Origin of the sequence: Amycolatopsis sp. NPDC023774 (genome assembly GCF_040639695.1) — a bacterium.
Classification (GTDB): Bacteria; Actinomycetota; Actinomycetes; order Mycobacteriales; family Pseudonocardiaceae; genus Amycolatopsis.
The window spans coordinates 68,467-82,777 of the sequence record NZ_JBFAAJ010000012.1 but is presented as its reverse complement, the minus strand read 5'-3'; the positions used below and the strand labels follow the sequence as shown (position 1 = coordinate 82,777).

Sequence of the window (14,311 nt, the reverse complement as noted above, 5' to 3'; positions counted from 1 at the left end):
GCTTCTTCTCGAGGCAGCTGGCACGGTTTCGGCTCGGGTGATCGTTGGTGCCGCGTTTTCCGCTATGCGCTGCCGCGCCCCGCTGGCACGATGATCGAATGGGGGTTCTGGCGTCGCGGCGCTTCGCCGTGTTCTTCGGCGCGCGGCTGGTGTCGCTGCTCGGCAGCTCGATGACACCGGTGGCCCTGGCGTTCGCGGTGCTCGACGCCAGCCGGGGCTCCGGCGACCTCGGCATCGTGCTCGCGTCGAACATGGTGCCGATGCTCGCGTTGCTGCTGGTCGGCGGCTCGGTGGCCGACCGCTTCCCGCGTGACCTGGTACTCCGCCTCGCCAACCTGGGCAGCGGCGCGACCCAGCTCGTGGCGGCGGCGGTGCTGCTGACGGGGAACTACTCGTTGCCGTTCCTGGTGTGCACGGAGTTCGCCAACGGGGTGCTCACGGCTTTCACGACGCCGGCCCTGCGCGGGATCGTGCCGCAGCTGGTCGACCGGGGGTTGCTGCGTCAGGCGAACTCGCTGATGTCGTCGGCGCGCAACATCTCGAAGGTGGCGGGCCCCTCGATCGCCGGTGTGCTGGTGGCCACCGTCGGCGGCGGCTGGGCCATCGCGGCGGACGGTTTGTCTTTCGTGGGGGCCGGCCTGGCGTTCAGTTTCCTGCGCCTGCCTCCGGTTGCCGACTCGTCGCGCGCGGGCGTCCTCCACGGCATCCGCGAGGGCTGGCACGCGTTCCGGCGGATCACGTGGCTGTGGCAGATCGTGGCCGCGTTCACGGTCGTCAACATCGCTCAGACGGGCGTCTGGCAGGTCCTCGGGCCGACCATCGCCCGTGCGACCCTCGGCGAGGCGTCGTGGGGTGCGGTGCTGAGCGTGCGGGCCGCGGGGGTGCTGATCACGGGGGCGGTGATGTACCGGGTGGCGGCCCGCCGGCTGCTGACCTTGGGGCAGGTGTGCGCCGCTTTGTCGGCCACGCCGCTGATCGTGCTGGGGACTTCACCGGGCTTCGTCGTGCTTTCCGCCGCGGCGTTGGTGGCGGGTCTCGGGGGCGGGGTCGCGAATGTCGCCTGGGAGACGACGGTGCAGGAAAAGATCCCCGGCCATCTGCTCTCGCGGATGGCCGCGTATGACGACTTCGGGTCTTACGTCGGGATTCCGATCGGTCAGCTGTCGGCGGGGCCGCTGGCTTCGGCGTTCGGCGCCGGACCGGTGGCCACGGCCGGCGGGGTGGTACTGGCGGCGGCGGCGCTGGTGCCGTTGCTGTCACCGGTGGTGCGGAAGATGCGGCACACTCCGGCGGAGGCCGGTTCGCCCTCGGGCGGCGCCTGATCGACCCCGCTCGAGAACGAAGCAGGCCCCCACCCTGCCGCAACACGCGGCGGAGCGGGGGCCTGCACCGACCCTCAGTAGCGGATCACACGAGCAGCAAGAAGGCCAGACCATTGGGCGAGCCGAGGCCCGTCACGTCGTCGTAGCCCTTGGTGGTGTGGATCGTGAGGTTGGGGTAGTCGAGCGTGCGGGCGGAGGTCAGCAGGCCGTCCGTCGCGTCGACGCTGTTGGCGAAGTCCACGCGCTCCACCGCGGCGTCCACGTGTTTCACGTCGTAGATCGTGCCGGTGCGCGACGTGAGCTGGTAGAGCGCCGGGTTGATGAAGCCGTGGTGGAAGTGGTCCAGGCTGTCGGCCACGGCCATGACGCCGGCGAAGACCGGGGACGCCAGGCTGGTGCCGCCGATGCGGTACTGGTCGTAGTACACGCCGTCGGGGAAGGTCTGGGTCTGACCCACGAGCATGCCGGTGTTGGGGTCGGCCACCGCGGAGATGTCCGGGACGACGCGGCCCTTGGCTTTGCCCCTCTGGTTCTTCGTGGACAGCGCGTCCGGCACGACGCCCTTCTGGTAGGCCGGCTGCGCGAACACGCGGCTGGTGCCACCGCCCGCACCGCCGTTGAAGGCGCCCGGGAAGGACGGGGTGTAGGTGCCCGCGGTGAGCGTGGACTTGCCCGTTTCCCAGCCGGTTTCGAAGGTCCGCTTGCCGGAGGCGTCAACCGCCAGCGAGGTACCGCCGACAGCGGTGACCCACGGCGAGGAAGCCGCGAAGTCCGGCGAAGGCGTGCCGAGGCGCGCGACCTCGTCACCGTTGTCGCCGGAGGAGAAGTACACGCCGATGCCCTCGAGCGCGGCCTGTACGGCGATCTGGTTGAACGCCTTGATCTCGTCGGTTGGCAGGTCCTCGCCGGTGTCGCCGTAGGAGTTCGACACGATATCGGCCTTGTGGCCGGCGATCACGTAGTTCAGGGCGGTGTCGAGCGAGAGGTCCTCGCAGTCGGAACCGCCGACGTACAGGATGTTCGCGCCCGGGGCGAGGCCGTGGGCGGCTTCGACGTCGAGCGTCTCCTCGCCGTACCAGCCGGAAGCGTCGCACTGGTCGGGGCCCTCGTCGGCCGGGTTGGCCGGGAAGACGTGCTGGCTGAACTGCGCCTTCGTCAGCGGGTGCGCCGGGTCGTTGCGCTTCGCGTACTCGGACGCGTCGGCGTAGATGGTCGGCGACGCGAAGGCGTCCACGATCGCGATCGTGGTGCCGCGGCCGTCGGCCCCCAGCTTGGCGGCCTGGTCGAGGCCGTACGCCGAACGCAGCTGCGCCGGCTTGTAGCCGCACGGCGCGTACGGCAGCTGCTTGCCGTTGTACGCCGGGTCGACTGTGTCGGTCTTCTGGGCGTAATAGTCGGAGCACGGGCCGGAGTTGCGGAACCCGGCGCCGGGTGGCGCGGTGGCCGGCCCCGCGGACTTCGCGGAAGCGGTGTCGGCGCCGGAAGTGTGGTCCGGCTTGAGCAGGCTGGTCGCCTGGTCGACGCCGACGACACCCAGCACGGACGAGGCAAGCGTTGCCGGCACGGACAGGTTCTTGTCCGCCGCCCGCAGCGTCTGGCCCTTCACGGCGTACTTGCCGAGCGTGACGTCGAACGCCTTCTGCACCTGGTCCGCCGTACCGGCCGCCTCCACGTACGCGCGGTTCGACGGCACGTCGCCGATCTGGAACCCGGCACCGGACAGCCAGTTCTTCACCGCGGACACCGTCGCATCTGATGCGGTGAAGCGGTCGCGCACCTGCTGCGGCGAGAGGTACTGCCGGTAGCTGTTGGAGTGCGGGTCGGACACGCCCGCCGCCGCGGCTTCGGCACCGGCCTCGTCACGCAGGTTCAGGTACACGCGGAAGTCGAGCTTGGACGCCGGCGCGGTGTCCGCGACCTTGGCCCCGGGGTTTGCCCAGATCGGGTGCGACGCGGGGATGTCGGCCCGGCCCGGGGCCGATGCCGCAGACGCCAGCCCCGGCGTGGCGGCCGCGAGGCCACCGGCCATAGCCAGCGAAAGGAACACGGTGAGACTTCTTCGCACAGGCAACTCCCTCGTGAATCGCGGCCCCCAGGCCGCAAGCGTCCGGCCCGAGACTAGGTCCGCACCGGCTGCTGGGGAAGCGTCCGGCCCGCCGGTGCGGAACCGTTATCTCCAAGTCGCACTCGATCTTCATTGGTGTGCAAGGAGGAAGTCCGGTTCGTCCGCACTGTCACGAGTGGAATGTCGCCTAACGGAACAAAAGTCCGACTTCCCGGTTCCGCATCGCGGTATCACGGAGCACGCCGAACGGGGAAACACCACCTACTTCCGTCGGTTGCTCACGCCGCCTGCAGCCCCTTCGAACCCGCGCCGACCACAAAGCTCTTGTCCGTCTTGATCACCAGCTTCGCCGGGTCGTTCACGCTCGTGTCCGACACCACCACGAAGTCGGCCAGCATCTGCGCCGGCGTCGCGGTGACGCGCACGTAGCCGCGTTCTCCCTTGCAGTACTTGATGTGTGGGTTGTTCGCGAGCCACGCGGCGCTGGGCGGCGCGGCGTCGTCGCTGTTGGACGTGACCGAGGTGGTCACCAGCTCCGAGCCGACGATCGGGTCGCTGTGATCGAAGTAGTCCTTGCGCAGGTCGGCCGCCCAGTGCCGGTGGACGTCGCCGGTGAGCACCACCGGGTTCGGCACCCCGCGGTCGATCCAGCCTTGCGTGATCCGATCGCGCGAGGCCTGGTAGCCGTCCCACGAGTCCGGGCTCTCGCACGTCGCCGAGTCGCCGTCGCCGTCGCGCTGGGCGAAGAACACCTGCTGACCCAGGAAGTCCCACGTGGCCGGGTGCGTGTCGAACGCCTTGAGCAGCCACTGTTCCTGCGCCGTTCCGGTGATCGTGCGCGAGGTGTCGCGGTAGGGCCCGCACGCCGTGCCGGTGACCTGCGCGCTGCGGAACTGGCGCGTGTCCATCATGTGGAAGCGAGCGAGATTCCCCCAGAGGAACTGGCGGTACAGCTGGATCGACGAGCCGATGGGCTTGGCCGTGGACCGGATCGGCATGTGCTCGTAGAACGCCTGGAACCCGTAGCCCTTGCGGGCGGCCGAAGCCGGGCTCGTGGTGGAGTTCCAGTTGTTCATCACCTCGTGGTCGTCGAACACGACCAGCCACGGAGCCAGCGCGTGCGCGCCTTGAAGGTCCACATCGGTCTTGTGCTGGCCGTGCCGAGCGCGGTACAGAGCCAAAGTCGTGGTGTCCGAAGGCACCGCGAGCCGCCGTGGGTTGAGTTCCGCTTTCTTGCGTCCAGAGGGCTTTTCGTAGATGTAGTCGCCGAGGAACAGCACCAGGTCCGGGTCGTCGCGCACCACGCCCTTGTACGAGTGGTACCAGCCTTCCTCCCAGTGCTGGCAGGACGTGAAGCAGTACTTCAGCTGGTTCACGGCCGCGCCCGCGGCGGGCGCCGTGCGCGTGCGTCCGACCGGCGAGATGTAGCCGGCGGACTTGAAGCGGTAGAAGTACTCGCGCGCCGGCTCGAGACCCGTCGGCTCGATGTGCACGCTGTGCGCCGACGCGCGCACGGCGTTGACCGAACCGCTTTGGACGATCGAGGAGAACGCCTCGTCGTTCGCGATCTCCCAGTCCACCGCGTACGTCGCGTCGGGCATGCCGCCGAACCCGTCGGCGTTGAGCGGCGCGGGCGCGAGCCGCGTCCACAGCACCACGCTGTCGGGCAGCGGGTCGCCCGAGGCGATGCCGAGCTGGAACGGGTCGTGGATCGCCGGGGCGGCGACGGCGGTGCGCGCGTTGGCCCACGAAGGCAGAGCGGTCGTCGCCGCGGCCGCGGTCACCGCGGCGAGTCCGCCCAGCAGTACCGAGCGCCGGTTCACCTGGCCCATGTCAGGGGATCCTTTCGGGGAGTAGGGGTTGTCAGGCCGCGAAGTCGGTGAGGCCGGCGCTGCAGCCGGCGAACGTCGGCGGCGAGGTGTTGTGGCCCGTGCAGACCTTGTAGAAGACCCATTTGCCCTTCCCGACGGGCGCGGCCTTGTCCACCGACGTGCCGTTCCCGCCGGAAGCCCAGACGTAGTACGGGCCCGAGCCGTCGGAGAGCCAGTACTGCACGACGCCGGAACTGCCGTCGGCATTGGTGTCGTAGGCGACGAAGTGCGCGTCGGACGAGCGGAACACGCCCTCGGCGGCGCAGGACGCGGCGCACTGGGCGCTGCCGGTGCCGGTGCCGCAGTCGGGTGCGACGCGGCCGTCGGAGCCGGTCTGCACGTAGCCGTCGGACACGTAGCCGCCGAGCGCGGGCACGTAGTCCCAGATCGTGGTGGTGCCGAGCGGGCCGGCCACGGAACTCCCGGTCGTCTGGCACTCGATGGCGACGGTCGCACCGTTGGCCACCGTTTTCACGGCGGTGGCGGCGGCGTTGGGTGCGCGCCGGACGTTGAGCGGGTCACCCGCGGTCTGGACCTTGCCGGGCACCGTCGACGACACTGCCGACGCGGGCACTCCCGCGGTCAGCGCGAACCCGCCGATCGCGGCCAGGACAACCCCGAATCCGGCGAGGCGCCGGAGCTTCGAACGCTTCATGGCCATAGCGTGTCGAAGCCTTGTACACGACCCGTACAAATCGCGATATAGGGACGTCAGCCGCCGAATGGATCTAGCTAACCCGCGCGAACGCTCCTAGCATGCCCGGTCATGGGGACCTTGCCGCTCAGGCGGGTAAATTGTTGACTTCACTGGCGTTCCGAATTCTCGGACCGTTGGAGGTCATTGCTGAAGGCCGGACCGTCCCACTGGGCGGGCCCAAGCCGAGGTTGCTGCTGGCCGCACTGGCTTTGCAGCCGAATGTCGTGGTGTCCACCGAAGTGCTGGTCGAAATCCTCTGGCCGGGTACCGCACCTCGTTCCGCGGCAGCCAACATCCGCACCTACGTCCACTCCCTCCGCAGGCGGCTCGCGGAAACGGCACCCGAGCTGGGTGACCGCATCAGCAGCCGCGCGTCGGGATATCTGCTCTCGGCCGCAGACGAAGAACTCGATCACGTGCTGTTCGCCGACCACGCGGCCCAAGCGCGGAAAACGTTCGAACGCGGTGACGCGGAAGCGGCGCTCGCGTTGCTCGACAAAGCCGACGCCCTTTGGCGCGGCGAAGTGCTCGAAGGCCTGCCGCACGATCACGGCTGGGGCGCGGCCATCGCGCGGCTGACCGAGCTGCGCCTGTCGGTTCAGGAGCAGCGGCTGAGGGCGCGCCTCACGCTGGGGCGCCACGGCGAGGCCATCGCCGAACTGCGCGGCCTCGTCACCGAACACCCGTTGCGCGAAGAGCTGTGGCGGCAGCTCGTGGCGGCGCTGCGCGACGGCGGCCGGATCGCCGAGGCCGTGGAAGCCTACGAGCTGGCCGAGCACACGCTGGCAGAAGAGCTCGGGGCGAAACCCGGGCCCCGGCTGCGGGAGCTGCGGGCCACGCTCGTGACGCCCGCCGCGGTGCCCGAGCCGCCGGCCGAGCTCGCCGTGCTGCGGCCGCGCGCCCAACCGGAGCTGCCCATCTGCCAGCTCCCGCTCGACCTGCCGGACTTCACGGGCCGCGAGGACGTGGTCGACCAGCTGGTCACGCGCCTGCGCGAACACGGCGAGACGGGCCGGCCGACGGTGGTGGTGCTCTCGGGCGCGCCCGGCGTCGGCAAGTCCGCCATCGCGGTCCGAGTGGCCCACGCGGTGCGCGACGCGTTCGGAGACGGACAGCTCCACGTGGACCTCGCCGGCACGTCGTCGTCGCCCAGGGCGCCGATGGGCGTGCTCGCGGAGTTGTTGCGCGCGCTCGGCATTCCCGACGCGGGCCTGCCGCGCGATCTGCCGGAACGTTCGGCGCTGCTGCGCTCGCGCCTGGCCGGCAAACGCATGTGCGTGGTGCTCGACGACGCGGGCAGCGCCGCCCAGGTGCGCCCGCTGCTGCCGGGCACGGGCGCGTGCGCGGTCCTCGTGACGAGCCGGGTGCGGCTGCCCGACCTCGACGGCGCGGTGGCGGTCGACGTCGACCTCCTGCCCGAACCGGAGGCCGCGCGGCTGCTGGAGGGCATCGTCGGCGCCGACCGCGTGGCGGCCGAGCCCGACAACGCCGCCGCGATCCTGCGCCAGTGCGGGCACCTGCCGCTCGCGATCCGCGTGGCCGGGGCGAAGCTCACCAACCGGCCCAGCTGGTCGCTGCGGATCCTCGCCGACCGGCTGCACGACGAGCGGCGCCGGCTCGACGAGCTGCGCGTCGGCGACCTCGCCGTGCGCGCCAGCGTGACGCTGAGCTACGACCTGCTGCCGATGTCGGCGGCCGCGGCGTTCCGCTGGCTGGGTGCACTGGGACCGATCCAGTTCCCCGCGTGGGTGGTCGCGGCCGCGCTGGGCCGTCCGTCGGCCGACGACGTGCTCGACGTGCTCGTCGACGCCCACCTGGTGGAGCTCGTCGCGTCCGACGCCACGGGCCAGCCGCGGTACCGGCTCCACGACCTGCTCCGGGTGTACGCGGCAGAGCTGGCGGAGCGGGACGCGCCGGAGAAGACGCGCCACGCGGCGCGGCGGGTGCTCGAGGGTTACCTCGCGCTGGCCGTCGCGGCGGCGGAGCGGATGCCGATCCACTTCTTCGGCCAGTACCGCGACCACGCCGTGCCCTACCCGGAGCTGCCGGACGGGACGGAGCAGCTCCTGGCCGACCCGGCCGCGTGGTTCGCCGCGGAGCGCCACTCCGGCGTCGCCGCGGTGACGCTGGCCGCGCAGCTCGGGTTCGACGACCTCGCGTGGCAGCTCACGGCCGCGTTCACGCCGTACTTCGACCTGCGCGGGCACCAGGACGACTGGCACGCCACCCACGAGGTGGCGCTGGCGGCGGCCCGGCGCGCGGGGGCGGTGCGCGGCCAGGCGATCGTGCAGCGCAACCTGGGGCAGATCCACCTGTACCAGGACAGCTACGCCGCGGCCTTCGTGGCGTTCGACGCGGCGCGGGAGCTCTACGAACGCGTCGGCGACGCGCAGGGCATCGGCGTCGCGCTCGCCGGGCTCGGCACGGTCCTGCGCATCCAGGGCGACAACGACCTCGCGCTGGAACGCTGCCACGAAGCGTCGAGGCTGTTCGCCGAAGCCGGCGACCGGCACGGCGAGGCGGTGATCCGCATCGCCGTGGGCGCGGTGTGGATGGCGCAGAAATGCTACGCGCCGGCCAAGCGGTGGTTCACCGACGCGCTCGAGCTGGCCGCCGCGATCGGCGACCGGCACCGCGAGGCCCACGCACTGCAGCGGCTCGGGCTGCTGCACCAGCACGAGGGCAACCTCGGGCCCGCGCGCGAGTTCGTGACGCGTGCGATCGCCGTGTTCACCGATCTGGGCGACGACCACTGCGTGGGTTACGCCAACCAGAACCTCGGTGAGCTGTGCCTGTACAGCGGCGATTTCGCCCACGCGCAGCTGTTGCTGGTCAACTCGCTGAGCGTGCACCGCCGCAACGGCGACCGGCGGTCGGAGGCCGAGGTGTCGCAGCTGCTCGGTGAGCTGCATTCGGCGCTCAGCCAGCCGGAACGCTCGCGCACGTACTCCGAGCGCGCGCTGGCCATCTGGCGGGAGCTTTCGGCGCGGCCGCAGCAGTCGGCACTGGAAACGCGGCTGGAGTCGGCTCCGGGTGACGGGCCGCGGATCGTGTCCGCCTGACCCGTACGCGCGGGGCCGCTTGCGCGGCGAGGGGTCCTGTCGAGACGAGGATTGCGTCTCGACAGGACCCCTTTGTCGTGGAGGAGCGGGAATGGTCCGCAGAGGTCTGGTTCGGCGCGTGCTCGGGGTGCTTTCGGCGGTGCTCGCGGTAGTCCCCGTGACGCCGGCCGCCGCGGCCGGTTCGTGGCTGGTGGACCTGTCCACCGTGGACGGTGACGACGTGAACGTGTTCTCGGTTTCGGGTTTTTTGACGTTGGCCGACTCCGCGTGGGACCCGGTGACCGCGCGGAGTTCAGGGGTTCTCGTCACGGCTACGCGTCGCCTCGGATCCTCGGTGGGCCGGGTGACCGCGCGGGTGGCGGACGCCGTCCCGCCGGGCACCACCGTGGAGGTCGACGTCCGGGGCCGCGACACGGCCGGTGACTGGACGGAGTGGACCCCGGCGGGCCAGGAGTTCCCCTTCGCGGTCCAAGTGGTACAGGCCAGAATCGCCCTGTCCAGTACAGCCGACGGTGTGCGGCCGACCGTGCGCTCGGTGGCGCTCACCGCGTCGGGTGGCTCAGCGCGGGCCGCGGTGGTCACCGAACCGCTGACCTACCGGATCTACGCGACACGTGAAGGCCTCGTCGGCGGCAAGACGTCCAACGGCCACGTGATCGCCAAGAGCGACCACTTCGTGTCGTTCCCCTCGACGAAATCGGTGTCACCCAAGGGAACCGGCTCGTACACGGCGAAAATCTGCCGCACCGACGGCACCCGCTGCGAGTTCGCGCCCGTGTGGGAGGTCGGGCCCTGGAACACCCACGACGACTACTGGAACCCGTCGGACCAACGCGCCACCTTCCCTGCGCTGCCCCAGGGCACGCCCGAAGCGCAGGCCGCGTTCCAGGACGGCTTCAACGGCGGCAAGGACTCCCGCGGGCGCACGGTGAAAAACCCGGCCGGCATCGATCTCGCCGACGGCGTCTTCTGGGACGGCCTCGGCCTCACGGGCAGTTCGTGGGTGGACGTGACCTACCTCTGGACCGGTACCGGTGGCGCCACCGGGTTGATCACCACCGTCGGCGCGCCGCTGAACCTGCGCGAAAGCCCCAGCACGTCAGCGGCGATAAAGGGCGTCGCCGCGCCGTATGCGCGCGTTCCGATCGAGTGCTCGGTGCCCGGTGAGTCCGTGAGCGGTGCCCTCGGCACCAGCGCGATCTGGGACCGCGTGGGTCCGGACCTCTACGTCTCGGACACGTACGTGAAGACCGGCGCCGGCGGTCCCGTCGCGCCGATATGCCCTTGAGCTGCGACGACAGGCGACCAATACTGGACAATTCGCCAAGCCTGAGGGGGCAGCATGACCACACTCGACACGAACGACGTGACTCCGTTGCGGCGGGGGTTCGCGGGGACCGTCTTCACCGCGGCCGACGACGGCTATGACGACGCGCGGAAGGTCTGGAACGGTCGGATCGACCGGTATCCGGCCGTGATCGCGCAGGTCGCCGGCACCGCCGACGTCGCGACGGCGCTGGCGTTCGCCCGCGAGCACGGGCTGCCGGTGAGCGTGCGCGGCGGAGGGCACAGCTTCGGCGGGTTCTCGATGTGCGACGACGGCGTGGTGATCGACCTGAGCGCGCTGCGCGCGATCACCGTGGACACGCACGCGTCCACCATCCGCTGCGGTGGTGGCACGACCTGGGCCGAGCTCGACGCGGCGGGCCAGCGGGAAGGGCTGGCGGTCCCGGGCGGCACGATCAGCGACACCGGCGTCGGCGGGCTCACGCTCGGCGGCGGCGTCGGCTGGCTGACCGCGCGCCACGGCCTCAGCGTCGACAACCTGCTCTCGGCCGAGGTCGTGACGGCCGACGGCATGCCGCGGCACGTGGCGGCGGACGAGAACGCCGACCTGTTCTGGGCCCTGCGCGGCGGAGGCGGCAACTTCGGCGTGGTGACGGAGTTCGAGTTCCGCGCGCACCCGGTCGGCCCGGTGATCGAGCTGGGCCTGTTCTTCTGGCCGCTCGCCCAGGGTCTCGAGGCACTGCGGTTCATCCGCGACACCGTCGCGACGCTGCCGCCGACGATGGGCGCGATGCTGGTGGGCCTCAACGCGCCGCCGGCCGGCTTCGTGCCCCCGGAGGTGCACTTCGCACCGGGCTACGCGCTGGTCGTCGCCGGGTTCGAGGGGCCGGATCAGCACGCCGCGGTGGTCGCGAAGATCCGGCGCGGGCTGCCGACCGCGTTCGAACTGGTGTCGCCGGTCCCTTACCTCGCCCTGCAGAAGATGCTCGACAACGCCGCCCCGCGCGGGGTGCTCGCGTACGAGAAGTCGCTGTACGTGGAGGAACTGAGCGAGGAGGTGCTCGACGTGATCGCCGAGCACATGCCGCGCAAAGCGTCACCGATGTCGATCACGCCGATGTTCCTGATGCGCGAGGCCTTCACCACCGTGCCCGAGGACGCGACGGCGTTCGGCGGCCCGCGCACGCCGAAAATCGCGGTGAACCTCGCGGCGATGGCACTCGACGAGCAGCTGTACCTCACGGACTGCGAGTGGGTGCGCGATTTCTGGACGGCGCTCACGCCGTTCGCCTCCAGCACCAGCGGCTACGTCAACTTCATGACCGAGTATGACGAGAACCGCGTGCGCGCGGCCTACGGCGCGGAGAAGTACGACCGGCTGGCGCTGATCAAGGCGAAGTACGACCCCGGCAACGTCTTCCACCTGGGCGCCAACATCCGGCCCGCCGTGGTCGTCTGAGGAGACGAAGGTGCCGGCCGCCGTGTGTCACAGCGGCCCGCACCCGCTCTGCCCGCACCTCAGTGCCCGGACAGGTCGATCGCCTGGTCGAGCTCACGGGGCTTCAGCACGCGCAGGATGCCTTCGAGCAGGTAGTAGTCCGCGTACGGCAACGAGATCTCGATCCCGTCCTCGGCCGGGCGGTTGCGCGTGCAGCGGGCCACCACCGCGTCGGCGCGGGTCGACTTCGTCGTGAGGCATGTCCGGGAAGTCGCCTCGAGCAGGCGCAGACCGGCGGCGCGGTACTCCGGGCGGCCCGCGGCCGAGGCGAGGTCGATGAGGCCGCACGCCATCACGACCCCGGCGGAGGCGTCCTTGATGTCGTGGGGTGCCTGCGGGGCGGTGTAGTCCCACACCGGCACGTTGTCCGACGTCAGGGCCTTCAGCGCGAAGTCGGCGAGCCGCCGCGCGGTCGTGAGGAACGAGCGGTCGCCGGTGCGGCGGTACATCGTCGTGAAGCCGTAAATACCCCACGACTGCCCACGCGACCAGCACGAGGCCGGGCTGTAGCCCTGCACGGTGTTCGGGCCGATCTCGGCGCCGGTGGCCGGGTCGAAGTCGAACACGTGCGGCGTGGAGCCGTCGGGGCGCAGGAACACGCGCTGCGCGGTCTTCGCGTGCTCGATGGCGATGTCGAGGTACTGGCTGTCGCCGGTCTGCTTGGTCGCGAAGTCGAGCAGATCGAGGTTCATGATCGTGTCCATGATGATCCGGCCCGCGTCCTTCGGGTCGGTCAGCGAGCCCCAGGCCCGGATGAAGCGACCCTTGGCGTTGTAGCGCTTGATCAGCGACGAGGCCGCCTGGATCGCGCCGGCGCGCCACTTGTCGTCTCCGGTGATGCGCCACGCGGTGACCCACGACGGGTAGAACAGGAATCCGAGGTCGTGCGTGCTGGTGTCGTTCTGGCGCGGCGCGAGTTTGTCGGCCGACGCGAGTGCGAGCGTGCGGAATTGTTCGTCGCCGGTGTGCAGGTATGCCATCCAGAGCGTGCCGGGCCAGAATCCGCCGACCCAGTCACCATTCTGCGAAAAGGCCCATTTCTCGAACTTGGTCCCGGTGGGAAACGAGGTGACACCCGGCGCGACCGCGCGCAGCTTCTTCACCGCGTAGTCTGCCGCTGAGCGGAACAGCTGCGCCTGGCTCGCGACGTCGGACACCCCTTGCTCGGCAGCCGCTGCCGCAACGGTGCTGGTCGCGGTCGCCGCCACGGCGGCACCGGCCGCGGTGGTCAGCAGGGTACGCCGGGAAACGCTCACGATTGCCCGCCAATTCACAGTCGTGGAAACACCAGTGGGGAAATGCCTCACGAGAAGGCCGCCTGAGTTTTACACGACCGTCATGTGCTTGTACACCCACCAAAGCGTGCTTTCACGGTTGTGAATAGTTCATGGATGTGAACCCACTATTCCGCGCTCCGGACCGGGGTGAACCACGTGCTCACTCCGGCCCGGACCAGTCAGTGGTGGTGGTGCGCGTGGACCACGGCGTGCCCCTTGCCACGGCCGATCATCCACTTGTTCACCGGCACCGTGACCACGAAGGCAACGAGGAGCGAGAACAGCAGCGACAGCCAGAACAGCGCCGTCGCCAGGCCAGCGTCCATCGCGCCCGGGACCACGACGATCACGAGGTTGTCGACGATCTCCATCACCGCGATCGACACGGTGTCGGCGGCCAGCGCGACCTTGAACGCCGCCGAGAAGGTCAGGCCCGACTTCAGGACACCGCGCATCGTCAGGCCGTAGCCGAAGACGAACGCGAGCACGATCGCCAGCACCACGGTGGCCGTGTTGTGCAGCCCGAAAGCGGTGCCGAGAACCATGCCGAGCACCTCACCGATGGCACAGCCGGTGAGGCAGTGCAGCGTCGCCCGGATCGCGGTGGACCAGGACGCGCCGTGCTGGTGGTCAGTCATGTTCTCCACTATACCCCCTTAGGGTATTTCGAATCACCGGTCAACCGCCGAGGAGCGACTTCATCGTGGTGATCTCGGCGTTCTGGGTGTCGACGATCCGCTGGGCGATGGCCTTCGCGCCACTGCTGCTCCCCTGCGCCAGTTCGGTGCGAGCCATCGCGACGGCGCCGGAGTGGTGCTGGATCATCAGTTCGAGCCACTCGCGGTCGTAGGCGGCGTCGCGCAGCCGGTCAAGGCCGGCGGTGTCGACCATGCCGGGCATCTGACCGTGGTCCATGCCGGACATGGCGCCCATCGTCGCCGGGGCCGGTGCGCCCCAGGCCTTGAGCCACGCCGCGAGCTGGTCGATCTCGGGCTCCTGGGCCCGCTGGATCTGCTTCGCCAACGTGATCACGCGCTGGTCATCGGTGTGCTGCGGCACGGGCCCGGACATCCCCACGGCCTGGCGGTGATGCGGAACCATGTCCTGCGCGAACGTGACGTCCACGGCGTTGTGATCAGCGGCGGGCGGGGCCGCGCTCGGTGACGAGCAGCCGACGAGAACGGCGGCGATCGCCGGCAGCGCGAAGCCTGCCAGGATCTTGCGATTCATGA

The 14,311-nt window shown here is 70.3% G+C and carries 10 protein-coding genes; 4 read left to right on the top strand and 6 right to left on the bottom strand.

Annotation, left to right across the window (positions count from 1 at the left end; translation table 11 throughout):
- The first annotated feature begins 98 nt into the window (after positions 1 to 98).
- Positions 99 to 1,322, top strand: a complete 1,224-nt coding sequence (locus tag AB0F91_RS24460) for an MFS transporter (RefSeq protein ID WP_360600796.1) — start codon at positions 99 to 101, stop codon at positions 1,320 to 1,322.
- An 85-nt stretch (positions 1,323 to 1,407) separates the two neighbouring features.
- On the opposite strand, the gene AB0F91_RS24455 is transcribed toward AB0F91_RS24460, so the two are convergent.
- The 3 genes from AB0F91_RS24455 to AB0F91_RS24445 all read right to left on the bottom strand — a co-directional run bounded on the left by AB0F91_RS24455 (position 1,408) and on the right by AB0F91_RS24445 (position 5,913).
- Positions 1,408 to 3,387 (bottom strand): S53 family peptidase, encoded by a 1,980-nt coding sequence (locus AB0F91_RS24455; protein ID WP_360600794.1) that lies wholly within the window; start codon positions 3,385 to 3,387, stop codon positions 1,408 to 1,410.
- Between the two features lie 278 nt (positions 3,388 to 3,665).
- A complete protein-coding gene (locus tag AB0F91_RS24450) occupies positions 3,666 to 5,219 on the bottom strand; it encodes an alkaline phosphatase D family protein (RefSeq protein ID WP_360600792.1) in 1,554 nt (517 codons plus the stop codon).
- Positions 5,220 to 5,250: 31 nt separating this feature from the next.
- Complete coding sequence (locus tag AB0F91_RS24445; RefSeq protein ID WP_360600790.1) at positions 5,251 to 5,913, bottom strand: hypothetical protein; 663 nt, start codon at positions 5,911 to 5,913, stop codon at positions 5,251 to 5,253.
- 101 nt (positions 5,914 to 6,014) lie between these two features.
- Here AB0F91_RS24445 and AB0F91_RS24440 point away from each other — a divergent pair, with 101 nt between their 5' ends.
- From AB0F91_RS24440 to AB0F91_RS24430, 3 genes are all read left to right on the top strand, one after another.
- Positions 6,015 to 9,017 (top strand): BTAD domain-containing putative transcriptional regulator, encoded by a 3,003-nt coding sequence (locus AB0F91_RS24440; protein ID WP_360600788.1) that lies wholly within the window; start codon positions 6,015 to 6,017, stop codon positions 9,015 to 9,017.
- A 91-nt stretch (positions 9,018 to 9,108) separates the two neighbouring features.
- Positions 9,109 to 10,305 (top strand): hypothetical protein, encoded by a 1,197-nt coding sequence (locus AB0F91_RS24435; RefSeq protein ID WP_360600786.1) that lies wholly within the window; start codon positions 9,109 to 9,111, stop codon positions 10,303 to 10,305.
- Positions 10,306 to 10,359: 54 nt separating this feature from the next.
- Entirely contained in the window at positions 10,360 to 11,763 is a 1,404-nt protein-coding gene (locus tag AB0F91_RS24430; RefSeq protein ID WP_360600784.1) for an FAD-binding oxidoreductase, read from the top strand.
- Positions 11,764 to 11,822: 59 nt separating this feature from the next.
- Here AB0F91_RS24430 and AB0F91_RS24425 read toward each other — a convergent pair whose 3' ends face one another.
- The 3 genes from AB0F91_RS24425 to AB0F91_RS24415 form a co-directional block, all read right to left on the bottom strand.
- Positions 11,823 to 13,058, bottom strand: coding sequence for a glycoside hydrolase family 88 protein (locus tag AB0F91_RS24425; protein ID WP_360600782.1), 1,236 nt, complete (start codon positions 13,056 to 13,058; stop codon positions 11,823 to 11,825).
- 200 nt (positions 13,059 to 13,258) lie between these two features.
- Complete coding sequence (locus tag AB0F91_RS24420; RefSeq protein WP_360600780.1) at positions 13,259 to 13,717, bottom strand: DUF4396 domain-containing protein; 459 nt, start codon at positions 13,715 to 13,717, stop codon at positions 13,259 to 13,261.
- 40 nt (positions 13,718 to 13,757) lie between these two features.
- Entirely contained in the window at positions 13,758 to 14,309 is a 552-nt protein-coding gene (locus AB0F91_RS24415) for a DUF305 domain-containing protein (RefSeq protein ID WP_360600778.1), read from the bottom strand.
- Positions 14,310 to 14,311: the final 2 nt, after the last annotated feature.